Here is a 24,858-nt window from a genome sequence, read left to right as displayed (position 1 = left end):
CTTATTGGCGGGGTTTTTTGTTCTAAAAGGACATCCCTCCCCATACGATTGTACAAGAAGGGTACGTTAGGGGGGAGTAATTATGAATGACCACATGAAGCGGCCACGCCACGAAATCGTCATGATCAATCGACGCAGCTTGGCGATTTCGGGAGTGAAAAACGTCGAAAGCTTTGACAGCGAAGAGTTCCTCTTGGAGACGGATGGCGGCTTTTTAACGATACGTGGCCAAAATCTTCATATGAAAAATCTGAGTTTGGAAACCGGAGAAGTGGCGATCGAGGGCCTTGTTCATGAAATGGCCTATCTGGAGCAAGGGCAGGCCGGGGATCGGTCGAGAGGATTCTTCGGCAAGTTATTCAAGTGAGTATCACTATCCAGCTGCAGACGGTGCTGGCCATGTCGACGTGTGGAGCATTAATGGGAATTGGATTTGATACGTACCATGTTTTCAAAGGGAAGAGCAGGCTGCCGCTTTGGCTCGTTTTTATCTTCGACATCCTCTTTTGGGTGGGAAGCATGGGTGCCGTTTTTTATATCCTTTTAAAGGTGAATGATGGAGTCATTCGCTTCCCGATCTTTTTTGGAATGATCTTCGGTGCGTGGCTGTATTTCTTAATAGGTAGTAAGAAGTATATCCATTTTTTACACCGCGTGATAAAATTCTGTCAGTGGTTATACCGAACGATCATACAAATCATTGACACCCTCGTTGTTCGTCCCGTGCTGTTTCTTTATCGGGTGATCCTGATGTTGCTGGCATTTTTGTATTCCGTATTGCTTGCGATCACAGGCTTTTTGTGGAAAGTGACACGTTTTGTCATTTCTCCGTTTGCCAAATGGGGTCAAGTTTTGGGGAAAAAAATGTTCGGGAAAACAACAGGAATTTGGACCAATTGGAAGAATTGGTTTCACTCAAAGAGAAAGCGGGAGTAAAACGAGGTGGCCTACTTATGAGAAAAGTGAAAACCATGCCAACAAATCGAAAAGGGCAACGCCGCAGAATGAGGCTCTTTTTCTTTTTCGTCCTCTGCTTCTTCGTCTGGACTGGCTATACCCTGTATGTACAGAGTGGTGTGCTGGCACAGAAGAAGACCGAGCTGGATACATTGAAGCAAGAGGCTGCGTCTCTGCAGCAAAAGCAAGAGGAGCTCAGCTACGAAGCCAGCCGACTCAATGACCAGGAGTATTTGGCTGAGCTGGCGCGAAAACGCATTTTCTACACCAAGCAGGGCGAGAGTATCTACGTGATTCCAGAATAAGTTGCCTTATCTGATCTTCGAGGAGAGGGAGGCTTTCCACATACATGGGAGTCGAGGTCGGAAGCAAACTTGAAGGAAAAGTGACAGGTATTACGAAATTTGGCGCGTTTGTAGAGTTGCCTGGGAATGTGACCGGTCTTGTCCACATTAGTGAGGTATCTGACGTGTATGTCAAAGACATTCATCAGTTCTTGAAAATCGGTGACAAGGTGATCGTAAAGATACTGAATATGCGCGAAGGCAAGATAGGTTTGTCGATTAAAAAAGCACAGGAAAAAGAACGGCCGTCGAAAAGCTCACGTGAGCGCGGAGAAGGCTTTGAAGATAAATTAAATCGCTTTTTAAAAGAAAGCGAGGACCGCCAATCCCCACTGAAAAAGAGCGGGGACAAAAAGGGACGCGGTCGGTGAGTTTAATTCGGAAAATTGTGATTTTTCTTTCTTTATGAAAAGTGTATTTTACTGCAAATTCAGGAAGGGCATTTGAAAGCAATGACGAATACGTATCGTAAGCCCGTTTCGCAAAGCGCGAATCACCTGTCAGCCGACGTTATCCGCCATAACGTCGGTTTTTTTTGTCCAAATGCGTTAATGAATTTGTCGCACGATTCTGTGAATACGATTTGGTTTTTTGACAAATTTTACAATATCACCTCCGTATAATTGAGAAACACATTGAACAAGAACGGGGTGGTACGAAATGATCGCAAACAAAAATGTGACTGGAGCCGGGCAGGTATGGACCAGGCAAGTTTCTGAACGAATGGATACAACTACACGGACGTGGGGAGAAAAGGTAGCGGATGCTATACAGAAATGGAATGTTCTCCCGCTATTGATGGGCTTTTTGCTCGGACGTGCGCTAATTCTCGAAGAACTGACCCCTTTTGTCATACCTTATTTCATCGTCATGTTTTATATCCGTCGTGATTGTATTCTAACAACAGGATTTGCCCTGATTTTGGGCGCCTTTACGCAATCCGTTCCCGTTGGTCTCCAAACCATTCTGAGTGTGGTATTGTCGCTCGTTGTGTGCAGGATCATGGAGCGGACGCGCAGGAAGGATTTCTCCCGTACGCCCATTCTGGTTGTAGTAACGGTATTCATCAGTCATTTGCTCTATGCAGCATTGACCAACCAGGTAAATACATATGAGCTGGTGATGGTGGCAGTCGAAGCAGTACTTGGGTTCGTTCTTACGCTAATTTTCATCCAGTCGCTCTCAATCATCCATCTGGCAAAGCCGTATGAACCGTTAAAAAACGAAGAGATCGTGTCCTTGGTCATTTTGCTGGCTTCCTTAATGACAGGGACGGTTGATTGGATGGTAGAGGGAATATCGATGGAGCATGTGCTCTCACGCTATTTGCTCCTTGTCTTTGCCTTCGTCGGAGGTGGCACGATAGGTGCCGCTGTTGGCGTGGTGACTGGTCTTATTCTCAGTCTGGCAAATGTCAGTGCACTTTTGCAAATTAATTTACTGGCCTTCTCCGGGCTTTTGGCTGGCCTGCTGAAGGAGGGCGGAAAAGTAGGGGTTTCCGCAGGGCTTTTGATTGGTTCCGCCATCCTTGCGATTTATGGCGGTGCAGAAGAGACGCTTTACTTCTCATTGGTTGAAACTTCGATTTCGATTGCCCTCTTTATTTTGACACCGGCAGCACTATGGAAAAAGGTTGCTCGATTTATTCCCGGGACACCCGAAAATCTGCAATCCCATCAGGAATACATGCGTCGTGTCCGTGATGTCACTGCAGGGAAAATCCAGCAGTTTTCCGATTTGTTCACGCAGTTGTCCCACAGCTTTGCCCTGACGGCAGATCGTGATGAGATCGAGGAGCAGGCAGATGCCTTCCTCAGTCGCGTAACTGAATTCACATGCCAGAAGTGCTGGAAAAAAGAACAGTGCTGGGAAAAGGATATGCAGGCTACCTACGAAGGTATGCGCTTCCTTATGGATAAGGTGTATGAAAATGGTACGCTTGCTGGCGTAACGCCGCCACGAGATTGGGAACGCAAATGCGTGAAAACGGAAAAAGTGATGACTGTAATCGAGCAGGAGTACGATCGCCAGCAGTCGTTTGATCAATTGAAAAAGCAGGTAAAGGAAAGCCGCAAGCTCGTTGCTGATCAGCTGTCAGGGGTTTCGCGTGTCATGAGTGACTTTGCCCGGGAAATCCAACGGGAGGGCATGGAGCTGAGCTTACAGGAGAAGCAAGTATCGAAGGCGCTGGAGGGGCTGGGTCTTTCCGTACGCCGCGTTGACATACACAGCTTGGAGGAAGGCAAGGTGGATATCGAAATCAGCCAGCCTACCTGCTATGGACGGGATGAGTGTGCCAAGATCGTGGCACCCATGCTGACGGAAATACTGGGAGAGAATATCGTGGTCAGGCAGCGGCATTGTGAAGCGCAAAAAGACGGCTCTTGCACCATGTGCCTCGCCTCTGCCAAAACGTTTGAGATTGATATCGGAGTAGCTGGTGCTGCCAAGGACGGCAAGCTGTTATCCGGTGACAGCTTCCGCACGATGGACTTGGGGAATGGAAAGATGGCCCTGGCGATTAGTGACGGGATGGGAAATGGAGAGCGAGCCTCCCTGGAGAGCCAGTCTGCTCTCGATATGCTCCAGCAGCTGTTGCGCTCAGGAATGGACGAAAAAATATCGATCAAAACGGTGAATTCAGTGCTCGCCCTGCGCTCGACAGAGGAGATGTTTGCCACTGTTGACCTAGCTTTGATTGACCTCCAAACTGCTCACACCCGGTTTATTAAAATTGGCTCTACCCCCAGCTTTGTGAAAAGAAGTCATGACGTCATTACGATCACAGCGAACAATTTGCCAGTAGGCATTTTAGACGAAATCGAGGTAGATGTTGTCTCCCGGATGCTCAAGCCTGGTGATCTGCTTATCATGATGTCGGATGGCATCTACGAGGCTCCACGGCACATCGAGAATCGGCAGGTGTGGATGAAGCGGATTATTAGTGAGCTGGAAACCGATGATCCGCAAGAAGTAGCAGATCTTTTGCTGGAGAAGGTCATACGGCAGCACTCCGGAAAGATCGTCGATGACATGACCGTGCTCGTGGCGCGGATCGACCGATTCGTTCCTCAATGGGCAGCCATTCAGGTCCACGGTATGCCGAAGCTGGAGCGTCCACGGATTGTAAGTTAAGAGTATGTTTTCTGATCTCCCCGTCGATACTGTTGCTAAAACAGGCAGAATGGGGAGATTATTTGTGAAAGAAGCGACACTTAAACAAATTTTGGTGGTAACCGATGGCTGCTCGAATTCTGGCATGAGTCCAGTTGCTGCAGCCTCCCTGGCAAGAGAGCAGGGTATTACCGTCAATGTGATTGGCGTCATCGACAAAAGTGAGCTGGGTGAAAAGGGAGAACGTGAGATTCGGGATATAGCGGAAGCGGGGGGCGGCCTGTGTGATATTGTCTATCCGCAGCAATTGGCACAAACGGTACAGATGCTGACGCGCAAAGCGATGACACGAACCATTCACCAAGTCGTCAATAAAGAATTGAAAGAGATTTTGGGCGATTCCGGGATAGACGAGCTGGCTCCGGAGAAAAGAGTTCAGGTTGCGGGGATGGTGGATGAGCTGGGCGAAAAAAGCAGTCTCAACGTCGTTATGCTGGTAGATACCTCAGGAAGCATGAAGCCCAAGCTGTCTGCGGTTCAACAGGCGATCCATGATTTTAGCATCAGTCTGCATTCGCGAAGCGGACAGAGCAGAATGGCGGTTGGCTCTTTCCCGGGAAAACATAAATATTTGGACATTCGTATTCCGTGGACAGAAAAAGTGGAGCAGGCCCATCAAATCACCAGTGATTTAGCGATGAGCGGTATTACTCCTACTGGTCCAGCCATTGTCGAAGCGATTGCTTTGTTTGAGCAGGTAAAGCTCCCTCAGCCGTTAGCTGACCGCTATGCAAGCATGGAAGAGGATGACGATCACAACGGAAGCTTGCGTGACCATGTCTTCTAAAGTGAATATCCCTGATTTGCCGAAGTATTTTCAGGGCAAATGGAACAAAAAAAAGTATCACGTCCTAAGGGAGCTGGGGCGTGGTGCGAACGGGGCTGTATATTTAACCTCTCAGAGTGGCGCAATGCGCGCGGTTAAAGTCGGGCTCGAAGGCATGGATATCTTAATGGAAGTAAACGTGCTAAAAAGCGTACAGCAGGGGCGGGATTCCCGAGTGGGACCGCTCCTGTGTGATGTAGATGATCTGGTCTTAAACGGCAAGCCCTGTACGTTTTATGCTATGGAATATCTGGATGGGGAGCAGCTGGACCATTATATACGGCGGGCTGGGACTGAGTGGGTGGCAGTGATGATTGTCCAACTGCTCGCCCGTCTCGACATTCTTCACAAGCACGGCTGGGTATTTGGCGATCTGAAGCCAGAGAATATCATGGTGACAAAGTCTGACAAGCAGGTACGTCTGATCGATTTCGGGGGAGTTACCAAGCTGGGCAATGCCGTTCGCCAATTCACCGAAGAGTATGATCGTGCTGCCTGGCATGCTGGAGACAGACGTGCAGAAATTGGTTATGATCTGTTCTCGGCGGCTGTCATGATGGTGCGACTTATGGTTGACAAGGAATCGTGGAAAAGTAGCTTGAGCGACCCGCGCGAGACGACATTGCTCTGTGATATAATACGGAAAAGTGACAGACTATACCCCTATCGAGTGTCTCTTCTAAAGGCCTTTCACGGAAAGTTCGCAACGGCGGGGGAAATGAGAGCAGAGCTGCTGGCTATTCTGCGAGAGCAGACTGTTGCTGCTATGCAGAAACCAAAGCAGGCATCCAAACACGCGGGCAAAGGAATCAGTGGCCTGTTTGTTGCCTCTTTGCTGCTTTTGGCTGGAACTTTGTATTATGCATGGTTCATGTGAAGGGTGTGACAGTCGTGTCCTCAGATTTGGTGATGGATACATGCTTATTGGCTGGCTCAATTATTTTGAAGAACGGTGGAGAGACCTACCGGACAGAAGAGACGATGGCGCTGATAGCACAGGCAGCGGGAATGGATGATGTCAACAGCTCGGCTACGCCGACAAGCATCATTTTGTCATTTCGCTGCAAGGGGCAGGACCATACACGTATGGTTCGCACTCCGAGAAGAACAACCAATCTAAACAAAATTACACTGGTCAACGATGTTTCCAGAAAATTTGTCGGTGGTGGCATCAATCTGGAGCAAGCGTATTTGACCCTGCGTGAAATTGATCAAAAAAAGCCGCTGTATCCCAAATGGATGCAGCACTTTGCAGCCACGATTGCCAGCGGCTCCTTTTCTATGCTGGTTGGTGGAACCTGGTACGATCTTGCTCCGGCCGCTTTGGCAGGTCTGATCGTCAACCTGAGTCAGGAATATTTGGAACAGTTTGTACGAATGAAGTTTTTTACGGAGTTTTCTGCGGCTTTATTGGGAGGATTATTCGCATTACTTTCTGTGACGATATTTCCACAGCTGCACATTAGCATCATTATTATTGGTGCGATGCTCCCGATGTTCCCTGGTATCGCGATTACCAACTCGTTGCGTGATTTGATGGCGGGGGATTTGGTTGCGGGAGTCTCGCGCGGAGTGGAAGCGATGCTGACAGCTGTTTCCGTCGCGGTCGCTACAGCTATTATTCTTTGGTTTATGAGGTGAGCCCGGATGTTGCTGCAGGGTATGGTGCTTAGCCTGATTTCATCAACCGCGTGGTGTGTTCTGTTCAACGTTCCAGTTCGTACGATCTTTGCAGGGGGACTGGCGGGGATGATCGGATTTCTGGTCTTTTCCTATCTTCCTACACTGGGTGCGGAGGTATTGTTGTCCACCTTTGTTGCTGCTGCGGTTGTATCCTTGTTAAGCCAGTTACTATCCATCATTTTGCGTGTCCCTTCTACTAATTTTAGCGTTGCGGGAATTATCCCGCTCGTTCCAGGATCATTGGCCTACAAATCCATGCTGGCCTTTGTGAATAATGATTATGTAGAGGGTATTACACTCGCTACCAAGACGATGATGGTAGCAGGAGCTATCGCTTCTGGACTGATGTTTGGCATTTCTGTGTTGACGATTTGGAGAGGAGCACGTCATGCTGGCAGACGTACGCAACGAGATTGAATCAGAAAAATTGCTGATTCCAGGTGAAGCTGTAGTTGTAGGCGTTTCAGGTGGAAATGATTCTACAGCTCTTTTGCATATCTTGGCGACTCTGAATGAAAACTATCATTACGGTTGGAAGCTTCATGCTGTGCACGTTAACCATATGTTTCGCGGGGAAGAGGCGAAGCAGGATGCACGGTATGCAGAGGAGCTGTGCAAAAGGCTCGGCGTCACCTTTCACCTGTTTGAGTATGACGTGCCCGCTTATATGGAACAAACGGGATTGGGAGGACAGGAAGCCAGCCGCGAAATTCGCTATCGCTTGTATCGAGAAGTAGGGACCAAGTACAATGCGACCAAGCTGGCAGTGGCCCATCATGCCGATGATCAGGTAGAGACGATCCTTTTTCGCTTCGTACGCGGGACAAGGCTCCATGGGTTGTCTGGAATGGCGAAGCGGCGTCCACTTGAGGAAAGCAATATGGAACTGATTCGGCCGCTTCTGCATAAAACCCGCAAAGAACTGGAAGCCTACTGTCTGGAAAATGAACTGGAGCCACGAGAGGACAGCAGCAACCGATCACGCAAGTACACGCGTAATTTGCTGCGGTTGGATGTGATGCCGCTACTGGCGAAGGTCAATGATCGCTACCGCGAGCATATTATAGAAGCAGCAGCGGCAATCGGGCAGGACGAGGCCTTTCTGGTGAAGCTGGCACGCGAGCATTTGGAGCAGGTCACAATGGAGACAAAACAGGACGCAATTGTGATCGACAAAGACAAGTTTCAAACTTGTGACGTTGCTTTACAAAGGAGAATGATTACTCTAATATTAAGTTATCTCTCAAAACAAACCGAATGGTCTTCGCAGCATGTGGAGACCGTTTTGCACATGCTAGGGGGAAGTCGTCCTTCTGCGGAATTGCATTTGCCCGGGCAGATGGTTGTCAGCCGGATGTACGGACGAATTCTTTTTCGTTGTAGTGGGCGGGAAGATCGCATACATACGTATTGTTACGAACTCGCCGTTCCGGGTACTACCTGGATCGATGAGAGCAAGGCCACGGTACATATTACTTACCTTGAGGGTCCCATGGATTTGGAGCGACTTCCGAAGAATGAAGCGGTATTTGATGCTGATCATTTGCCTGGAGCGCTGTATTTGCGTAACCGAAAACCTGGAGACCGCCTCACCCTGTTTGGCTCAGCAGATGGAAAAAAGCTGAAGGATTTACTGATTGATGCCAAATTCCCGAGAGTCTGGCGGGACAAACTTCCGCTATTAACGGCGGGCGATGAGGTGATTTTGGTACCGGGCGTGCGCCGTTCCGCCGTAGCGCCAGTGAGTGAACAGACCAGGCGTTTTCTACACGTGCGGATAGAGTTTGGAGAAGATTGGCGGGAGGTTTTTTCATGAATCAAGACATCGAGAAGATTTTGCTATCAGAGAAAGAAATCGCAGACAAGGTACAGGAATTGGGCAAGATGCTGGCTGCAGAATATCGGGATAAAAATCCTTTGGTCATCTGCGTGCTGAAAGGTGCAGTTGTGTTTATGGCTGACCTGATCCGTCACATGGACATTCCTTGCGAGATGGACTTCATGGCTGTTTCCAGCTACGGAAGCGGAACAGAGTCTTCTGGCCAGGTGAAAATCCTGAAGGATCTGGATGCCTCCGTGCAAAACAGGCACGTACTGGTAGTAGAGGATATCATGGACAGCGGACTCACGCTAAGCCGACTGCTTGAGCTGTTGCGCCATCGTGAGGCAGCATCTGTAAAAGTGGTGACTCTCCTGAACAAGCCAGAGCGTCGCAAGGTGGATTTGTCTCCTGATTACAGCGGCTACGATATTCCTGACGAATTCGTTGTCGGATATGGCTTGGATTATTCCGAGAAATATCGCAATCTGCCGTACATTGGGGTTTTGAAGCCTGAAGTCTACACGAAGTAGGTTTGTTGTGGAGACTGTGCTTACTATGATAAAATGTGAAAAGTGTCTGTTCGTGAGAGGAGGTAAGGCATGAATCGCTTTTTTCGTAATACCGGGTTCTACCTACTGATTTTTCTTGTCACGGTCGGGATCGTGAATTTCATCCTCTCCGGTACTGATAAGGTTGGGAAACTTACATATCAGGATTTCCGGGTACAGCTGAAGGCCGACAACATTACTGAGTTGTCTATTCGACCAGAGAACGGTACATACCGCATCGAAGGTACGTTAGCCAAGGCAATTCCGGGACAGGAAAGCAACAAATTCTTTACCAACGTGTTTTTGTATGACTCTGATATTATCTCTTTGGTAGAAGCGAAGATTGATGAACAAAAAATGAAGAAGGTAGAGGTCAATCCGGCCGAGGGTAATAGCATTTGGCTCACGTTCCTGACTTCCATCATCCCGTTTGTCATCATTTTCATTCTGTTTTTCTTCCTTTTGAATAATGCCCAGGGTGGCGGAAGCCGAGTGATGAACTTCGGTAAAAGCCGCGCGAAGCTTTACAATGAAGAGAAGAAACGCGTTACATTCGACGATGTAGCGGGTGCAGACGAAGAGAAAGCGGAGCTGGAAGAAGTCGTTGACTTCCTGAAAGACCCGCGCAAATTTAACGCTGTTGGTGCCCGTATTCCTAAAGGGGTCCTGCTTGTAGGTCCTCCAGGTACAGGTAAAACCTTGCTCGCTCGTGCGGTTGCCGGTGAAGCAGGTGTTCCGTTCTTCAGCATCTCTGGTTCTGACTTTGTGGAGATGTTCGTCGGGGTGGGTGCATCCCGCGTGCGTGACCTGTTTGAAAATGCAAAGAAAAATGCACCTTGCATTATCTTTATTGACGAGATTGACGCGGTTGGTCGTCAACGCGGAGCTGGACTCGGCGGCGGCCACGATGAGCGTGAGCAAACTCTCAACCAGTTGCTCGTTGAAATGGACGGTTTCGGTGGAAACGAAGGCATCATCATGGTGGCTGCGACAAACCGACCTGACATTCTCGACCCGGCCCTTCTTCGTCCGGGACGCTTTGACCGTCAAATTACAGTAGATCGCCCTGACATCAAGGGTCGTGAAGCGGTGCTCAAGGTACATGCCCGCAACAAGCCACTTGGTGAGGACGTGAAGCTGGATGTGATCGCTCGCGGTACTTCGGGCTTCACAGGTGCTGATCTGGAGAACCTCTTGAACGAGGCAGCTCTTTTGACAGCTCGCAAAAACAAAAAGCAAATTAATATGTTGGAAGTGGACGAAGCCATTGACCGCGTAATTGCCGGTCCGGCGAAAAAGTCTCGTGTGGTTAGCGAAGACGAAAGACGCCTGGTTGCGTTTCACGAAGCTGGTCATACGATTATCGGCTACTACCTGAGAAATGCAGAAATGGTACATAAGGTGACAATCATTCCGCGTGGCCAAGCCGGTGGATACACAGTGATGCTGCCAAAAGAAGACCGTTTCTTTGCTACCAAGACTGACCTGCTTGATAAGATCGTTGGTCTGTTGGGTGGACGTGTTGCTGAAGAAATCGTGCTCGGTGATATTAGTACCGGTGCTCACAATGACTTCCAGCGCGCGACTGCTATCGCTCGCAGCATGATTACCGAATACGGTATGAGCAAGCTCGGTCCGATGCAGTTCGGTAAGAGCCAGGGACAGGTATTCCTGGGTCGCGATTATGGCAACGAGCGCAACTACTCCGATCAGATCGCTTACGAGATTGATCAGGAAATGCGTAATATTATTAACGAGTGCTACACGAAGTGTACAGATCTGTTGACTACACATCGTGACAAGCTCGATCTGATTGCCAACACTCTGCTTCGTGTAGAGACGTTGGATGCAGAACAAATCAAACAACTCATCGAAACTGGTGAAATGACAAATGACCCACTCGAGACAAAAGATGTGGTAGTCAACATTTTGTCGAAACAAGAACCAGTTCAAGAAGATGCAGTTCAAGAGACCGTTCAAGAACAAGGAACGGAACAAAAGCAAGAAGATACAAAAGAAGAACCGAAACAATAAGGGGCGCCTCAGGTGCTCCTTTTTTTCACATGAATGATATTGATACAAAAAAGGAGAACGAGGGGGAGAACGAATGCTACTCACACCGGGCTTGGCTGCTTTTGATATGGATGGAACCTTGTTAAACAAGGACTCACAAATGACAGAGGTTACCAAGGAAGCGTGTCGTCAACTAAGAGAGCAGGGCTGTAAACTGGTTTTGTCTACAGGCAGAACGTATGGATCGGCACAAATCCCTATCGATTCCTTTCCTTTTGACGGGTATGTGTGCAGTAATGGAGCAACATTGTACGAGGCAGACGGGACGTTGGTTCAGCGTATTTCGCTGCCAAAGGATATCGTAATGGATATGCTTGATAAGCTGAGAGCGGAGCCGATATACTACGAGCTGCACGATACAGCTAGTAGTCGCTTGATGGTGAAAGAAGACCGTGATCGACTGGAAAAGCTGATAGAGGAAGATATCTCGGTCGAAGGCATGCTCATGCGTAGATTTGCTTTTTACAAGCTGGCTCGTATCGTTCCCTTGGCAGAAATGGTGGAGAAGGTGAACTCCGGAGAAAGTGAGATCGTAAAAATCTTTATCTGGCACAGCAATCCGGAAAAATTGGAGTGGGTTCGCCAGGAGCTGGAACCGTGGAGTACACGTGCGACCATCACTTCTTCGGGAAGCAACAACATCGAGGTCATCCCACAGGGCGTTTCCAAATGGGAGGGTCTGCGTTATTTTTGCGACAAGTGGGACGTAGAGCCCGAGAAGGTCATGGCTTTTGGTGATGCAGAAAACGATAGGGAAGCGTTGACTGGGGCCGGGTATTCAGTGGCGATGGAAAATGCGTCCGAGGAAATCAAACAGCTGGCGAAATATATCGCTCCACACCATAATGAAGACGGTGTCGCTACATTTATTCGTGAACACATCATCGGCAAATAAGAATAAGCATGTAAAAACCGATCTGGAGAAGGTCGGTTTTTTGTATAGGCATACCCGATACATTGACAAGGCTAGGTAATCAGCTTACAATGACCGTAAATTATGACACCACCGTAGGGGGATTTTTTCCATGGACGCTTTAGCGTTAGAAAAAAAAGCCCAGCGAAACGCTGAGTTACGTGAACGGCTGATGCAGCTGAAGAAAGAGAGAAACGCCATTATTCTTGCTCACTTTTATCAACGTCCAGAGATTCAGGAAGTAGCTGACTTTATCGGGGACTCTTTTGGCTTGGCTCAAAAGGCGAAAGAAACCGATGCAGATGTGATTTTGTTCTGTGGAGTTCATTTCATGGGAGAAAGTGCAAAAATTCTCAATCCCCAAAAGACAGTAATCATCCCTGATGAACGAGCAGGCTGTCCGATGGCCGACATGGTGAATGTGGAGGGTCTTCGCAAGCTGAAAGCACAGCATCCAAATGCGAAGGTAGTGGCTTATATCAATACTTCTGCTGATGTCAAAGCAGAGACCTACATCTGCTGTACGTCGTCCAACGCGAAGCAGGTGATCGAGTCTGTAGACAGCGATGAGATCATTTGGGTCCCGGATAAAAACCTGGGCCATTATGTCTCGCAGTTTACAGACAAGAAAATGATTATTTGGGAAGGCTACTGCAATACGCATGACCAGCTGTCTGTAGAAGACATCATGACGTTGAAGCAGCAGCACCCGGAAGCCGTCGTTGTCGTGCATCCGGAGTGTCGTCCTGAGGTTGTTTCTTTGGCCGATTATGTCGGTTCTACGACAGGAATCCTCAAATACTGCCGTGAATCGTCCCACAAGGAATTTATCATCGGTACTGAGGATGGCACCCGTTATATGCTGGAAAAAGACAGCCCGGATAAAAAGTTTATTTTTGCTTCCAAGTATCTCGTTTGCCCGAACATGAAGGTAAACAACCTGAAAAAATGTGTAGAAGCACTGGAAAATATGAAGCCAGAGATTTTTGTTCCAAAAGATGTGGCAGATGCTGCGCGTGCTTCTTTGGAGCGCATGCTGGAAGTTGCTCCGGCGTAAATAAGTAACAGGTTCATCTATAGAAAAAAGCAGGGAGTAGAGCCGCTTGCAGGCTCCACTCCCTTTTTGTATGCGATATCTCTATTGTTTGGTTAGCTGCATGATATCCTTGCGGCGATAAACATTGAGAACCAGCCCAATCAGTGCCATTTGCAGGACGAGGTGCACGATTCCGTTGCTGACGAATGGCAAGGTAGCGGAGGTAGGTGGCACAAGTCCGATGGTCATGAAAATACTCCAGAAAAACGGAGTGAAAAAGAGGGCCATCCAGCCAGACAGAAGCAGGAAGCCGTAACGGTCCTTTACCAGTTTTGTCGCGCGAAGCAGACGGGCAAACAGGATGACTCCGATCAGCACCAGTGCCGCCCCGGCTACCAAGCCAAAGCTGTACACCAAATAGGTGAAGATGAAGTCAGATTCGATATCAGGGAGTGCATCCAGGGGTGAGCCGAAGCCATTGCCCCAGAGTCCTGCGGAGGATAGAGCCTTCATGGATTGTACGAGTACGTATCCTCTGCCGTTTGGATCGGCATAAGGGTCAAGAAAGCTGTGAAGTCTCTCCCAGTGGTGATGGCTCATAGAAAAATAAAACAAGCTTGCAACGATAGGAATCGAAATAGCTAAAAAAGATAGAATGATTCGTCGGTATGCCTTGGAAGTGAGGATGAGCACAAGAGACCCAACGAGATACAACAGGAGCGAAAAGGTGTTATTTCCTCCTAGCAGCACGAGTAGAGGTAGAGCAAAAATAGCAACGATTTTCATAAAAGAGTATAGTGCTTTCCAGTTCCATTCGGATAAGATACCTGCGAGTGACACAATAAGAAGGAACGGGGCGATGGCAAAAATATTGATACGCGAGCTTCCAAGCATGAATTGGGGCTCCCCATTCACAGCAGTACCTGTTAGCCATGTATACAGCATAAGCAGCAGAGTCAGAAGATACAGATGCTTACTGTATCGTTTGAGTTTGGTGTAATCAGCAAAGAGGATCGCGATGAAAGCCACGCTTCCAAGCAGCACCCCGATCAGCTGTCGTTCAAGCAGCCCACCTTCATCTCGGGAGATGTTGATCGAATACATGGAAAACAGTCCAAACCCAATCAAAGCGGCTGCAAGTCCAAATATTCCCCACTCCATGCGAGGCTTATGTGCCTGATGAAGCTGGCGTCCTAATGTAGTGGGATCTCCCATGGCTGCTATCGCTTTTTCTACTGATTCTTTTTCCCCCATCCCTATGGAGCGAAAGTCTTCGATTTTGTCGGCAATATGATTCTCCAGTTCAAGCGTAATCGAGGGATGTACTTCTTTATTGCGGATTTGTTTACAGACAAGCTGTATGTAATGGTTGATCTTTTCCTTTGTCTTCATGCCTGTCCGCCCCCCAGTACATGATCTACGGCTGTACGAAAAGTGACCCACTCCTGTTTTTTATCCTGCAGCTGTTTTTTGCCTTCTGGGGTAATCTCGTAGTATTTCCGCTTCCTTTCCCCGTCGCCCTCACTCCAATACGAATGGACCATTCCGTCTGATTCCAGCGTGTGGAGGATCGGATAGAGCGTTCCTTCCTTGAGCGAGAGGACCCCATTCGAGCTCTTCTCCATAGCCTTGCTCATCTCGTAACCGTACATCGGCTTTTGCTCCAGCAGGGTCAAAATCAGGATGACCGTGCTGCCCTTCATCAATTCCTTGTTAATTTTCATAGCGACCTCCTATACATAGAAATCCGATACATAGAATATCTAGGTATGATTCTAAAACAAAATGGCATCGTTTGACAAGCATATTGGCTTCAATACGAAAAAAAGCTCCCGATTCGATTACCGGAAGCCTTTCTAAGAGTGACTGAGAGTTTACGAAGGCATAGGTGTAGGTGTCGGTTTGCCATAGCCTTCTTTGTAGGTGTTATCTATGTAGTTGCGAATCTCTAATGGTGTTTTCCCTGCTTGTTTTAGCTTGGAGGAAATGACAGCGATCTCCATACAAACTCCGCAGCGGGTGCCATGATCGTCCCAAACGATGGCGCCATCGGACAACTCTTCTTTGATGAAGCAGTTGCCGTTGTGCTGATGTCCGGCACTCTCTCCACATCCGCAGTAGCAAGGAATGGATGTAAGCAATTCACGATTGGCGCCAGCAATTTTGTAGGACTCGATGATGACTGGGTCCTGATTATCCAGAAATTTGGGTAGCTGATCGATCGAAGCCGTCTTCTCCTGTAGATCACCGTTTGCGGCGTGCTGTGTGTGATCATGTTCATTGCTGGCATTATCGGTAGCGCCACAACCAGTGAGAAGGGATGCGGTGACGATACTAATGGCTAACCATGATTTACGTTTCATTGTGGACATACCCCCTACCCCCTATATTATCACAATCCTATGGAGGAAATGTGTAGCTATGCCAAAGCCAGTTTACATATTCCAATTAAATCGGAATAAATCCTATTTACTTTTTGGGCACCTGTCCGTATAATGAAAAACGAGATCGATGTAAATCGGAATGATTTTGAATTAGGGTAGGAGGAGACCAGAGATGAAAAAGAGCCTTTTGGCTATGATAAGTTTAGTGACAGCGGTGAGCTTGGCAGGCTGCGGAGCAAAAGAGGCAGCGAGTACGCCACAAGCGAACGGTCAAACCGCGGCAAAACCAAAAGTGTATACGACGATTTATCCATTGGAGTATGCAGCCAAGCGCATTGGCGGCGATCATATTGACGTGACCAATCTCGTTCCAGCAGGGGTGGAGCCGCATGATTATGAGCCAACCGCTAAAGACATGGTAGCACTCGCTGGCGCTGACATATTTGCATTCAATGGAAGCGGCTTAGAAGTGTGGGTAGATAAGGCGGTCGGGAATCTAGACAAGAACAAGACCGTCATCGTCAATGCTACAGAAGGTATGGATTTGCTGCATGCAGCTGCCCATGAGCACGAGGAAGAGGGGAAAGCCGAAGAGCACGCCGAGGAGGCGCATGATCATGACCACGGTGAATTCGATCCGCACGTGTGGCTCGACCCAACCAAGCTAAAGGCACAGGCAGAAAAAATTAAAACAACGCTGGTGCAAAAAGACCAAGCGCACGCTGCCGATTATGAAAAGAACTATGAACAGCTCGCAAGCGATCTTGATCAGCTGGATAAAGATTTCAAAGACATGGTCACCCAAACATCCAAAAAAGAATTTATGGTGTCGCATAGTGCCTTCGGATATTTGGCAAGTCGTTATGGACTTTTACAGGTAGCGATTTCTGGAGTAAATCCTGCCGATGAGCCATCTCCATCGCAGTTGAAAAACCTGGTGGAGCATGTCAAAGAGCACAACATTTCCTACGTCCTGTTTGAGACATTGGTATCGCCAAAAGTAGCTGAGGTGATTGCCAAAGAAGCGGGAGTGAAAACAGCTACACTCAATCCGTTGGAAGGTTTGACACAGGACGACATCAAGGCAAATCGCGATTATTTGTCGATTATGCGTGATAATCTGGAAACATTGCGGACAGCATTAAAATAAAGTAACGAAAGAGGAATGTCGCTTCAGTAGGAGCGGCATTCTTTTATCGCCGCCAAGTGTTTTTTGCCCAAGATAGGCTTGTGATTGGTTGCAAATCGTAGTAGGATGAAATCAAATCAGAACAAATCCGATTTAAGGAATGATTGATTCATGGAACGGATAACGCAAGGAATGCCTGTCGTCAAGCTCACAGGAGTTTCCTTTCAATATGAAGACAAAGTAGTTCTTGATGAGGTCGGCTTCACGCTGGAGCGTGGGGATTTTGTGGGCATCGTCGGTCCGAATGGATCAGGGAAGTCCACCTTGATGAAGCTGATTCTCGGCTTGCTGTCGCCAACCAAAGGAACTGTAGAGCTTTTTGGACAGCCTTTAGCCAGATTCCGGGAGTGGAACCGCATTGGTTACGTCGCACAGCAGGTGGCACATGGTGCGGGCGGATTCCCTGCGACAGTGCGCGAGGTCGTGGCTTCGGGTCTCGTCGGCAAGGTAGGGCTGTTTCGCAGATTGACTGCTCGTCATCACGAGAGTGTGAAGAATGCCGTAGAGCGAGTGGGCTTAACAGCAAAGCTCGATCAGCGGATTGGCAGCCTGTCTGGTGGTCAGCTGCAGCGTGTATTTATTGCGCGTGCCCTGGTGGCTGAGCCGGAGCTGTTGATTTTGGATGAGCCGACTGTGGGTGTCGATCAGGAATCGATCGAGCAGTTTTACGGCTTGCTGCGCTCTTTGAAGGAAGAAAATGGATTGACGATGATGATTGTCAGCCATGATGTCGGTGTGATGACCCAGTGGGTGAACAAGGTTGCCTGTGTGCAGAAGAAAATTCACTTCCATGGAACCGCACATGACTTTGAGCATAACCAGGAAAAGATTTTGGAAAGCATGTACGGGGGCTCGATGAAGCTGTTGTCTCATCATCACTAAGCCCGTAAACACGTTAAAAGAGGGAGTATGACCATGCTTGCTGATTGGTGGCAGTATGATTTTTTGCGGTATACCCTGTTTTCAGGGATTTTAATTGGACTCATTTGTCCGGTACTCGGGACATTTCTCATTGTGCGTCGTTTGTCCATGATGGCAGATGGTTTGTCGCACGTGACGCTTTCCGGGGTAGCGGCGGGGATGCTGGTATCCAAGAAGGTAGCTTTATTCTCGGCAGTGAATCCGTTGTTCTTCGGCATGCTATTTGCTGTAGTAGGCTCGCTGTTTATTGAGCGCCTGCGCAAGGTGTACAAGGCTTACCAGGACTTGGCGATTCCGATTATATTGTCGACTGGCTTGGGGCTTTTCACCGTATTGATCAGTGTTGCGGATGGATTCAATGCCGACTTGTACTCGTACTTATTTGGTAAAATTGTGACGGTCTCCATCGAAGACCTGTATGCACTGGTCGGTGTAGCAGTAGTTGTTTTAGGTACAGTTATACTGATTTACAAAGAATTGTTTGCCGTTTCCTTTGACGAAGAGTTCGCTCGGGTGTCAGGAGTGGCTAGACGTTCCATCAACTTATGGTTTATGGTATTGGTAGCATTGACGATTGCCGCTTCCATGCGCATTGTCGGTGTACTCTTGATCTCGGCACTGATTACGCTCCCGGTTGCCGCTAGCTTGCAAATTGCGGGAAGCTTTCGCCAGACGATCTTTTTCTCCATTCTTTTTGCCGAAATCTCGGTATTAAGTGGTTTATATTTTGCCTATCTACTGGACTGGGCATCTGGTGGTACAATTGTATTGATGGCAGTATTGATTTTGCTTGTCGTGTTAGGGGCCAAAAAGCTACGGGTTCTTTTGCGATAAGATCATCTGGATAAGACAAAAGGAAGGAGTGTTTGTCGATGAAAGTAGAAGAAGCGCTACAAATATTGAAGGACAATGGATTCAAATATACCGGCAAGCGGGAGGAGATGATTCGCATCTGCGCCGCAGAAAAGCGATATCTCTCAGCCAAGGATATTATGGAGCGAATCAAGGAGCTGTATCCTACACTCAGTTTTGATACCGTTTATCGCAACATCTCCACTTTTGTTGAGCTGGGGATCTTGGAGGAAACGGAGCTGGATGGCGAAGGTAAATTCCGATTGGCCTGTTCGGCAGACGGTCATCATCATCACCATGTCATCTGTACGGAGTGTGGAAAAACCTCGTCGCTGCCAGGCTGTCCAATGAACATCATGGCTGCGGTACCTGATGATTTCGAGGTGACTGGCCACAAATTCGAAGTATATGGAACATGCAAAGATTGCGTTTCTCATACAAACTAAATGAACGTTTTTTCAAAAGGGAGTATCTGTTTTGGCAGATGCTCTTTTTTCGTTTTCTTCCAGCTTTGATTTGCTATAATGAGTGGGAAATCATCCGTTTTTTCTTGAACCTTTTAATACATGGAGAGAAGGGACACTTATGATTCCCCGCTATATTGTGGACTTTGATTTGCAAGCTCTGCCGCGAATGAAAACCGATGTGGCCGTCATTGGAGCAGGCATCGCCGGCTTGTATACGGCGCTGCAAACAAGCGAATATGCTGATGTCGTATTAATTAGCAAAAAGGGATTGGATGATAGCAATACGCGCTGGGCACAAGGTGGAATCGCGGCCGTGACGGCAAAGTCGGATTCGCCTGCGCTTCATCGCCAAGATACGTTGATTGCTGGAGCGGGTCTGAGCTCGTTTTCGGCAGTGGAAGTACTGGTGCATGAAGGTCCAGACCGCTTGAAAGAACTGATTGCATATGGAACAGAATTTGACCGAGATGAACAAGGCCGCTACGAGCTGACCCAAGAGGGAGCGCACAGTAAGCGGCGTATTTTGCATGCGAATGGGGATGCGACAGGGGCAGAAATCGTACGTGCCCTGTCTGCTCGGGTCAAGGAGCAGCCCAACATTCACGTGCTGGAGCATCATTTTGCAATAGATGTCATCACGCAAGATGGCGAGTCTGTAGGAGTGATCGTACAGAAGCCAGGTGGAGAACTGTTTTTTCTGGAGGCAAAAGCGACTGTGCTCGCAACAGGGGGAGCCGGTCAGCTTTATCGCTACACGACGAATCCGGATATTGCCACAGCAGATGGAATCGGGATCGCCTATCGAGCTGGGGCGCGGATCAAGGATGTTGAGTTTATTCAGTTTCACCCTACGGCGCTCTACTATCCGGGAGCACCGCGGTTTCTTATTTCTGAGGCGGTTCGCGGGGAAGGGGCCATTCTGCGGAATAGTAATGGCGAGCGATTTATGGAAAAATACCATCCGCAAAAGGAGCTGGCTCCTCGCGATATCGTAGCGCGGGCGATCGTTTCGGAGATGGAACAGACGAATGCCTCGTTTGTGTATTTGGATATTACGCATGAATCCGAGGAATTGATTAAGCATCGCTTTCCAACGATTTATAACTTTTGCCTGCAATACGGCCTGGACATGGTGACGGACTGGATACCCGTAGCACCTGCCTGTCATTACATCATGGGCGGAGTCCAGACGGATCTGCATGGCGAAACCTCGACGAAACGTCTGTTTGCCTGCGGTGAGGCTTCGTGCACGGGTGTACACGGTGCGAACCGATTGGCGAGCAATTCGTTGTCAGAAGCTGTAGTGTTTGGGCATCGGATCTCGGAGCGAATCAAGGAGCTGCCAGAGCATCCGGTCATTCATGAGCTTTCCGTGACTTCCGAACGACGCGAGCCTCGCAGATTTAATACGCGTCAGCAACGAATCAAGCTGCAAAAGCTGATGCTCCGACATGTCAGTGTAAAACGCCATGAAAAAGGGCTGACCAAAGCTCTGGCAGAGCTGGAGCGGATGGAGCAGTATTATCATTTTCAAAATGATGAAAAAGAGGCGTTTGAATTCCTCAATTTGTTAAATGCTGCGGTGCTCACAACCAAAGCGGCACTGATGCGCGAGGAAAGCCGGGGTGGGCATTACCGCATTGATTTCCCTAACAAGGACGATTTAATCTGGCGAAAGCACTTGATACAAGCAATGAACGAAGGGGTTCAGGAGGAGAGTGACCAGGATGATGTGGAATAAGCGCGAGTTGGGACGAAAAATCGAGGAATGGCTGCACGAGGACGTAGGTTTTGGCGATGTTACCACGATGAGTACGATCCCCGAGACGGAACAGGGAATCGGGATTTTGTATGCCAAGGAGACGGGGATTGTAGCTGGATTGCCGATTGCCCAGCAGGTGTTCGGGACGGTGGACCCTGATCTGGTATTTACAGCTAAAGTGGAAGAGGGGACGCGTGTAGAGGTTGGCGACCAAATCGCCGAGGTGAGCGGTTCGGTTCGCTCCATTTTGAGCGGGGAGCGTCTTGCACTGAATTTGCTGCAACGCCTTTCTGCCATTGCAACGAAAACGGGCGAGTATACGGCTGCGGTAGCTGGTACAAATGCGCGGGTCGTCGATACGCGTAAAACTACACCAGGACTGCGCTTTTTGGAAAAGTACGCCGTTCGCGTCGGTGGAGGCTATAACCATCGATTCGCCTTGTATGACGCGGTCATGATCAAGGACAATCATATCAAAGGCGCCGGTGGTATTGCGCAGGCTGTCGCGGCAGCTCGTGCAGCCATTCCACACACGATGACCATTGAGGTCGAGGCAGAGTCACTAGGGCAAGTACAAGAAGCGCTCGATGCTGGGGCGGATATCATTATGCTGGACAACATGTCGAATGAGCAAATGGTGGAAGCGGTACAGCTCATCGACGGACGTGCTTTGGTCGAAGCGTCTGGTGGGGTGAACCTGGACACGATTGGGGCGATTGCCAGAACCGGTGTCGATATTATTTCCGTTGGAGCCTTGACGCACTCGGTGAAGGCGTTTGATATCAGTCTAGATTTGAATACGCGGAAACGGTAAGGAGCCATTGTTATGTTACTGGTGATCGATATCGGCAATTCCAACGTGGTCATGGGTTTGTATGAGCGTGATTTACTGCGGCATCATTGGCGGTTTGCAACCGATCGCCAAAAGACGGAAGACGAGTATGGCATGCTAGTAAAAAGTCTTTTTGACAGTGTTGAGCTGTCGCTTGATCAGGTGAGCGGGATCATCATTTCCTCAGTAGTGCCGCCGTTAAACGATACGATTGAGCGGACGTGTGTCAAATATCTTCAGCAAAAACCGCTGATTGTCGGACCAGGTATCAAAACGGGGCTGAATATTAAATACGAATATCCCCGCGAAGTAGGGTCTGACCGGATTGTCAATTCGGTTGCGGCTATCCATCATTACGGGACACCTGTGATCGTTGTGGATTTCGGGACTGCGACTACCTTTTGCTATGTAGATGAGCGGGGGCAATACTTGGGTGGAGCGATTGCGCCGGGGATCGGGATATCCACGGAAGCGTTGTTCAGCCGTGCAGACAAGCTGCCACGAATCGAGATTGCGAAGCCTGCCAGCGTCGTAGGTCGAAACACCACTACTGCTATGCAGTCGGGGATTTACTATGGGTTTGTGGGGCAAGTGGAGGGGATCGTACGCAGGATCATTGCCGAATTCGGGACCAAACCAACGGTAGTAGCCACCGGGGGATTGGCATCGATCGTTTCCGATGAAACCGAGTGTATCCATGTGGTTGATTCGATTCTTACGTTAAAAGGGCTTCGCTTGATCTACGAGCGGAATCAATAGGGATTGAAATGAAAAACAGCCGGGGCGCGATATGCTCCGGCTATTTTTGGACTTTCTAGACCGTTTTGCAATAAAATAATTCCGGATCGGCCTGGTCGAGATGCGTAATTGTTCCGCTGTAATCATAGCCCAGCTTGTTACAAAGCCGCTGCATTCGCTTGTTGGAGAGATTGGTGGAGGTAAACAGTTTGTCGGTGGGGCAGATCGATTCCAAATATAAAAGGAGATCGGCGCCAACACCGTGCTTTTGATACTGTGGGTGAACCATGATTAGTGAGACAAAACTTTGATTAAAAAAGGATTGATTCATAATAGCGAAACCGATGACATCCATATCAAAAGAAGCGACGTAGCATTGACCAGCTGCGATGGCAGTACATAGCTCGGTGGAGCGGCTTGTATTGCCGAGAATCATGGCATCGATTCGACAGACGGCTGTAGAGTCTTGTGGAGTGGCTTTACGGATAAGAGTCATAAGAACACTTCCTTTCCTATGCTAATCATCATAGCGTTTAGGTGATCTGGCAAGAATGATCTGGATCACCTCCTTTAGCGGAGTCCATGTTTGTCTGCCTTGTTAGTCCATATGCGGTTAGATAAGAGAATAATCCTGGAAAAGAGCACTTGTAAGGGAAAGAATCACGGGTATTTATCGGGACCATTGGTAATGATAATTTCGTGGCTATTAAGGCCGTGTAAAAAAGGTATGGTTTTTTTATCATCTTTTCGTTGACAGCAGATACTTGAGAGGATACAATGGCTATTGTGCCTAGCAGAGAAGTTTTATCACGATGAACTTTTTAAACAGATTTAAAAAAGCTCTTGCTTTTGAAAAGAAAACGTGATAACATTTGAGATCTGGAAGGCAACAATAAGTTGGATCAACTCGATCCACTTTGTATAGATTGTGGATGGATGTCCGAGCGGCCGAAGGAGCACGATTGGAAATCGTGTAGGCGGGGTCGACCCGTCTCGTGGGTTCAAATCCCACTCCATCCGCCATACCACTTACATGGCCCGTTGGTGAAGCGGTTTAACACAGCAGCCTTTCACGCTGTCATACAGGGGTTCGAATCCCCTACGGGTCACCATATAAAAAACCCTACAAAGTGAAGCTAATGATTTCTTTATCTTTCAGTTGTTGGGGTCCCCGAAAAGTACTCGGTGTTGCTGCAACGCTGCACTTCACTTTTTGGGGCATTTGGAGGCTTAGCTCAGCTGGGAGAGCATCTGCCTTACAAGCAGAGGGTCGGCGGTTCGATCCCGTCAGCCTCCACCACTTATTTACTAATAAGTTGATAATAACGTCGCGGGATGGAGCAGCTCGGTAGCTCGTCGGGCTCATAACCCGAAGGTCGCAGGTTCAAATCCTGCTCCCGCAACCAAATATGGAGCTGTGGTGAAGTTGGAGTTCACGCCGGTCTGTCACACCGGAGGTCGCGGGTTCGAGTCCCGTCAGCTCCGCCATTTTTAACCTACTGGTTCGAAATGGCGGGATACAACATAGCACGAGCCATTAGCTCAGTTGGTAGAGCATCTGACTTTTAATCAGAGGGTCGAAGGTTCGAGTCCTTCATGGCTCACCAGTTTTTAACCTAAAGTGAATATGCGGTCATGGCGGAATTGGCAGACGCGCTGGCTTCAGGTGCCAGTGGTGGCAACACCGTGGAGGTTCAAGTCCTCTTGACCGCACCATTACCCCAAAAAGTGAAGTAATGCTTTGTAGCGTATTATTCCGAGTACTTTTCGGGGAANGCTCAATTGGTAGAGCGTCGCCTTGCCAAGGCGAAGGTCGAGGGTTCGAGACCCTTCGTCCGCTCCATAACATGTGCCCTTAGCTCAGCTGGATAGAGCGTTTGACTACGAATCAAAAGGTCGGGAGTTCGAATCTCTCAGGGCACGCTTCTACACCCCAAAAAGTGAAGAAGAGCGTTGTAGCCTATTCCGAGTACTTTTCGGGGGCCCCACAACCAAAACAAATTTTATTATCGGGAAGTAGCTCAGCTTGGTAGAGTACTTGGCTTGGGACCAAGGGGTCGCAGGTTCGAATCCTGTCTTCCCGACCATGAACTTTCTTTTGAAATTGTTTAGTCTCAGTTAAAAAAGAGGTTGACAATGTTGAAGTGAAAGTGATAGGATTAGGTTCTGTGAATTCCGAAAGGAAGGAACGGATGATCAAAAAACATCCGAAAAAGTGTTTGACAATGAGTGTCGGATGTGATAAGATGAAATTCCTGCTGTTTTAGCAGAACTAAAAATGCTCTTTGAAAACTGAACAGCGAAAGCGTTAATGAGTCTATCATTAAATGATTTGCC

Annotated in this window: 25 protein-coding genes and 9 tRNA genes; 30 read left to right on the top strand and 4 right to left on the bottom strand. The window is 48.5% G+C overall.

The genetic code is table 11. The annotated features are described in order from the left end of the window. Positions 1-82 precede the first annotated feature (82 nt). The 14 genes from yabP to nadA all read left to right on the top strand — a co-directional run bounded on the left by yabP (position 83) and on the right by nadA (position 13,397). Positions 83-367, top strand: coding sequence for a sporulation protein YabP (gene yabP, locus ADS79_RS33575; protein WP_049742838.1), 285 nt, complete (start codon positions 83-85; stop codon positions 365-367). Next, complete coding sequence (yabQ, locus tag ADS79_RS33570; protein ID WP_049742837.1) at positions 364-936, top strand: spore cortex biosynthesis protein YabQ; 573 nt, start codon at positions 364-366, stop codon at positions 934-936. Before yabP ends, yabQ begins: the two co-directional genes overlap by 4 nt. Positions 937-953: 17 nt before the next feature. After that, positions 954-1,262 carry a septum formation initiator family protein gene (locus tag ADS79_RS33565; protein ID WP_049742836.1) on the top strand — a complete coding sequence of 103 codons (309 nt, stop codon included), beginning with the start codon at positions 954-956 and terminating at the stop codon, positions 1,260-1,262. A gap of 44 nt (positions 1,263-1,306) precedes the next feature. Next, positions 1,307-1,672, top strand: a complete 366-nt coding sequence (locus ADS79_RS33560) for a S1 RNA-binding domain-containing protein (RefSeq protein WP_049742835.1) — start codon at positions 1,307-1,309, stop codon at positions 1,670-1,672. Between the two features lie 289 nt (positions 1,673-1,961). Continuing rightward, the gene (gene spoIIE / locus ADS79_RS33555) at positions 1,962-4,436 is read left to right on the top strand and encodes a stage II sporulation protein E (RefSeq protein ID WP_049742834.1); all 2,475 of its coding nucleotides are present in this window, start codon (positions 1,962-1,964) and stop codon (positions 4,434-4,436) included. Positions 4,437-4,500: 64 nt separating this feature from the next. Next, entirely contained in the window at positions 4,501-5,262 is a 762-nt protein-coding gene (locus ADS79_RS33550; RefSeq protein WP_049742833.1) for a vWA domain-containing protein, read from the top strand. Then, positions 5,222-6,178: a serine/threonine protein kinase gene (locus ADS79_RS33545; RefSeq protein ID WP_236700187.1), complete on the top strand. Its 957-nt coding sequence runs from the start codon at positions 5,222-5,224 to the stop codon at positions 6,176-6,178. The genes ADS79_RS33550 and ADS79_RS33545 overlap by 41 nt, the downstream gene beginning before the upstream one ends. 14 nt (positions 6,179-6,192) lie before the next feature. Further along, positions 6,193-6,942, top strand: coding sequence for a threonine/serine exporter family protein (locus tag ADS79_RS33540; RefSeq protein WP_049742831.1), 750 nt, complete (start codon positions 6,193-6,195; stop codon positions 6,940-6,942). Between the two features lie 6 nt (positions 6,943-6,948). Continuing rightward, a complete protein-coding gene (locus tag ADS79_RS33535; RefSeq protein WP_049742830.1) occupies positions 6,949-7,401 on the top strand; it encodes a threonine/serine exporter family protein in 453 nt (150 codons plus the stop codon). Continuing rightward, positions 7,373-8,800, top strand: a complete 1,428-nt coding sequence (gene tilS, locus ADS79_RS33530) for a tRNA lysidine(34) synthetase TilS (RefSeq protein WP_049742829.1) — start codon at positions 7,373-7,375, stop codon at positions 8,798-8,800. The genes ADS79_RS33535 and tilS overlap by 29 nt, the downstream gene beginning before the upstream one ends. After that, positions 8,797-9,336, top strand: coding sequence for a hypoxanthine phosphoribosyltransferase (gene hpt / locus ADS79_RS33525; RefSeq protein ID WP_049742828.1), 540 nt, complete (start codon positions 8,797-8,799; stop codon positions 9,334-9,336). The genes tilS and hpt overlap by 4 nt, the downstream gene beginning before the upstream one ends. A gap of 69 nt (positions 9,337-9,405) precedes the next feature. Then, positions 9,406-11,388 carry an ATP-dependent zinc metalloprotease FtsH gene (ftsH, locus tag ADS79_RS33520; RefSeq protein ID WP_049742827.1) on the top strand — a complete coding sequence of 661 codons (1,983 nt, stop codon included), beginning with the start codon at positions 9,406-9,408 and terminating at the stop codon, positions 11,386-11,388. Positions 11,389-11,461: 73 nt separating this feature from the next. After that, positions 11,462-12,322, top strand: coding sequence for a Cof-type HAD-IIB family hydrolase (locus tag ADS79_RS33515; protein ID WP_049742826.1), 861 nt, complete (start codon positions 11,462-11,464; stop codon positions 12,320-12,322). Between the two features lie 130 nt (positions 12,323-12,452). Beyond that, positions 12,453-13,397 carry a quinolinate synthase NadA gene (gene nadA / locus ADS79_RS33510; protein WP_049742825.1) on the top strand — a complete coding sequence of 315 codons (945 nt, stop codon included), beginning with the start codon at positions 12,453-12,455 and terminating at the stop codon, positions 13,395-13,397. A gap of 81 nt (positions 13,398-13,478) precedes the next feature. On the opposite strand, the gene ADS79_RS33505 is transcribed toward nadA, so the two are convergent. The 3 genes from ADS79_RS33505 to ADS79_RS33495 form a co-directional block, all read right to left on the bottom strand. Beyond that, a complete protein-coding gene (locus ADS79_RS33505; RefSeq protein ID WP_049742824.1) occupies positions 13,479-14,768 on the bottom strand; it encodes an FtsW/RodA/SpoVE family cell cycle protein in 1,290 nt (429 codons plus the stop codon). Continuing rightward, on the bottom strand, positions 14,765-15,100 hold the full coding sequence (locus tag ADS79_RS33500) for a PadR family transcriptional regulator (protein ID WP_049742823.1): 336 nt from the start codon (positions 15,098-15,100) through the stop codon (positions 14,765-14,767). Before ADS79_RS33500 ends, ADS79_RS33505 begins: the two co-directional genes overlap by 4 nt. A 150-nt stretch (positions 15,101-15,250) precedes the next feature. Further along, positions 15,251-15,739 (bottom strand): PCYCGC motif-containing (lipo)protein, encoded by a 489-nt coding sequence (locus tag ADS79_RS33495; RefSeq protein WP_049742910.1) that lies wholly within the window; start codon positions 15,737-15,739, stop codon positions 15,251-15,253. Positions 15,740-15,932: 193 nt separating this feature from the next. Here ADS79_RS33495 and ADS79_RS33490 point away from each other — a divergent pair, with 193 nt between their 5' ends. The 7 genes from ADS79_RS33490 (at position 15,933) to ADS79_RS33460 (ending at position 22,542) form a co-directional block, all read left to right on the top strand. Next, positions 15,933-16,910 (top strand): metal ABC transporter substrate-binding protein, encoded by a 978-nt coding sequence (locus ADS79_RS33490; protein ID WP_049742822.1) that lies wholly within the window; start codon positions 15,933-15,935, stop codon positions 16,908-16,910. A gap of 150 nt (positions 16,911-17,060) precedes the next feature. Continuing rightward, positions 17,061-17,831, top strand: coding sequence for a metal ABC transporter ATP-binding protein (locus ADS79_RS33485; RefSeq protein WP_049742821.1), 771 nt, complete (start codon positions 17,061-17,063; stop codon positions 17,829-17,831). Between the two features lie 33 nt (positions 17,832-17,864). Then, positions 17,865-18,704 (top strand): metal ABC transporter permease, encoded by an 840-nt coding sequence (locus tag ADS79_RS33480; protein WP_049742820.1) that lies wholly within the window; start codon positions 17,865-17,867, stop codon positions 18,702-18,704. A gap of 38 nt (positions 18,705-18,742) precedes the next feature. Continuing rightward, on the top strand, positions 18,743-19,168 hold the full coding sequence (locus tag ADS79_RS33475) for a Fur family transcriptional regulator (RefSeq protein ID WP_049742819.1): 426 nt from the start codon (positions 18,743-18,745) through the stop codon (positions 19,166-19,168). A gap of 139 nt (positions 19,169-19,307) precedes the next feature. Beyond that, positions 19,308-20,930 carry an L-aspartate oxidase gene (nadB, locus tag ADS79_RS33470; RefSeq protein WP_049742818.1) on the top strand — a complete coding sequence of 541 codons (1,623 nt, stop codon included), beginning with the start codon at positions 19,308-19,310 and terminating at the stop codon, positions 20,928-20,930. Next, the gene (nadC, locus tag ADS79_RS33465; RefSeq protein ID WP_049742817.1) at positions 20,917-21,765 is read left to right on the top strand and encodes a carboxylating nicotinate-nucleotide diphosphorylase; all 849 of its coding nucleotides are present in this window, start codon (positions 20,917-20,919) and stop codon (positions 21,763-21,765) included. The genes nadB and nadC overlap by 14 nt, the downstream gene beginning before the upstream one ends. A gap of 12 nt (positions 21,766-21,777) precedes the next feature. Continuing rightward, complete coding sequence (locus tag ADS79_RS33460) at positions 21,778-22,542, top strand: type III pantothenate kinase (protein ID WP_049742816.1); 765 nt, start codon at positions 21,778-21,780, stop codon at positions 22,540-22,542. Positions 22,543-22,597: 55 nt separating this feature from the next. On the opposite strand, the gene ADS79_RS33455 is transcribed toward ADS79_RS33460, so the two are convergent. Continuing rightward, on the bottom strand, positions 22,598-23,017 hold the full coding sequence (locus ADS79_RS33455; RefSeq protein ID WP_049742815.1) for a GNAT family N-acetyltransferase: 420 nt from the start codon (positions 23,015-23,017) through the stop codon (positions 22,598-22,600). Between the two features lie 434 nt (positions 23,018-23,451). On the opposite strand from ADS79_RS33455, the gene ADS79_RS33450 reads away from it, so the two are divergent. The 9 genes from ADS79_RS33450 to ADS79_RS33405 all read left to right on the top strand — a co-directional run bounded on the left by ADS79_RS33450 (position 23,452) and on the right by ADS79_RS33405 (position 24,608). Then, positions 23,452-23,544, top strand: a tRNA-Ser gene (locus tag ADS79_RS33450). A 12-nt stretch (positions 23,545-23,556) separates the two neighbouring features. Continuing rightward, positions 23,557-23,633: transfer RNA gene (locus ADS79_RS33445), tRNA-Glu, on the top strand. Between the two features lie 112 nt (positions 23,634-23,745). Beyond that, positions 23,746-23,821: transfer RNA gene (locus ADS79_RS33440), tRNA-Val, on the top strand. Positions 23,822-23,850: 29 nt separating this feature from the next. Next, positions 23,851-23,927 (top strand) — tRNA-Met (locus ADS79_RS33435). Positions 23,928-23,932: 5 nt separating this feature from the next. Continuing rightward, a tRNA-Asp gene (locus ADS79_RS33430) sits at positions 23,933-24,009 on the top strand. A 43-nt stretch (positions 24,010-24,052) separates the two neighbouring features. Beyond that, positions 24,053-24,128, top strand: a tRNA-Lys gene (locus tag ADS79_RS33425). A gap of 22 nt (positions 24,129-24,150) precedes the next feature. Continuing rightward, positions 24,151-24,237: transfer RNA gene (locus tag ADS79_RS33420), tRNA-Leu, on the top strand. Between the two features lie 133 nt (positions 24,238-24,370). Then, positions 24,371-24,444: transfer RNA gene (locus ADS79_RS33410), tRNA-Arg, on the top strand. Between the two features lie 87 nt (positions 24,445-24,531). Continuing rightward, positions 24,532-24,608 (top strand) — tRNA-Pro (locus ADS79_RS33405). Positions 24,609-24,858 lie beyond the last annotated feature (250 nt).

The sequence above is a fragment of the Brevibacillus reuszeri genome (assembly GCF_001187725.1).
GTDB lineage: Bacteria > Bacillota > Bacilli > Brevibacillales > Brevibacillaceae > Brevibacillus > Brevibacillus reuszeri.
This window is presented reverse-complemented; position numbering and strand designations above follow the sequence as displayed.

Coding starts and splice junctions, on each gene's coding strand:
- yabP (WP_049742838.1), top strand. CDS start 83: ATGAATGACCACATGAAGCGGCCACGCCACGAAATCGTCATGATCAAT.
- ADS79_RS33565 (WP_049742836.1), top strand. CDS start 954: ATGAGAAAAGTGAAAACCATGCCAACAAATCGAAAAGGGCAACGCCGC.
- ADS79_RS33560 (WP_049742835.1), top strand. CDS start 1,307: ATGGGAGTCGAGGTCGGAAGCAAACTTGAAGGAAAAGTGACAGGTATT.
- spoIIE (WP_049742834.1), top strand. CDS start 1,962: ATGATCGCAAACAAAAATGTGACTGGAGCCGGGCAGGTATGGACCAGG.
- ADS79_RS33545 (WP_236700187.1), top strand. CDS start 5,222: ATGACGATCACAACGGAAGCTTGCGTGACCATGTCTTCTAAAGTGAAT.
- ADS79_RS33535 (WP_049742830.1), top strand. CDS start 6,949: ATGTTGCTGCAGGGTATGGTGCTTAGCCTGATTTCATCAACCGCGTGG.
- tilS (WP_049742829.1), top strand. CDS start 7,373: ATGCTGGCAGACGTACGCAACGAGATTGAATCAGAAAAATTGCTGATT.
- hpt (WP_049742828.1), top strand. CDS start 8,797: ATGAATCAAGACATCGAGAAGATTTTGCTATCAGAGAAAGAAATCGCA.
- ftsH (WP_049742827.1), top strand. CDS start 9,406: ATGAATCGCTTTTTTCGTAATACCGGGTTCTACCTACTGATTTTTCTT.
- ADS79_RS33515 (WP_049742826.1), top strand. CDS start 11,462: ATGCTACTCACACCGGGCTTGGCTGCTTTTGATATGGATGGAACCTTG.
- nadA (WP_049742825.1), top strand. CDS start 12,453: ATGGACGCTTTAGCGTTAGAAAAAAAAGCCCAGCGAAACGCTGAGTTA.
- ADS79_RS33505 (WP_049742824.1), bottom strand. CDS start 14,768: ATGAAGACAAAGGAAAAGATCAACCATTACATACAGCTTGTCTGTAAA.
- ADS79_RS33500 (WP_049742823.1), bottom strand. CDS start 15,100: ATGAAAATTAACAAGGAATTGATGAAGGGCAGCACGGTCATCCTGATT.
- ADS79_RS33495 (WP_049742910.1), bottom strand. CDS start 15,739: ATGAAACGTAAATCATGGTTAGCCATTAGTATCGTCACCGCATCCCTT.
- ADS79_RS33490 (WP_049742822.1), top strand. CDS start 15,933: ATGAAAAAGAGCCTTTTGGCTATGATAAGTTTAGTGACAGCGGTGAGC.
- ADS79_RS33485 (WP_049742821.1), top strand. CDS start 17,061: ATGGAACGGATAACGCAAGGAATGCCTGTCGTCAAGCTCACAGGAGTT.
- ADS79_RS33480 (WP_049742820.1), top strand. CDS start 17,865: ATGCTTGCTGATTGGTGGCAGTATGATTTTTTGCGGTATACCCTGTTT.
- ADS79_RS33475 (WP_049742819.1), top strand. CDS start 18,743: ATGAAAGTAGAAGAAGCGCTACAAATATTGAAGGACAATGGATTCAAA.
- nadB (WP_049742818.1), top strand. CDS start 19,308: ATGATTCCCCGCTATATTGTGGACTTTGATTTGCAAGCTCTGCCGCGA.
- nadC (WP_049742817.1), top strand. CDS start 20,917: ATGATGTGGAATAAGCGCGAGTTGGGACGAAAAATCGAGGAATGGCTG.
- ADS79_RS33460 (WP_049742816.1), top strand. CDS start 21,778: ATGTTACTGGTGATCGATATCGGCAATTCCAACGTGGTCATGGGTTTG.
- ADS79_RS33455 (WP_049742815.1), bottom strand. CDS start 23,017: ATGACTCTTATCCGTAAAGCCACTCCACAAGACTCTACAGCCGTCTGT.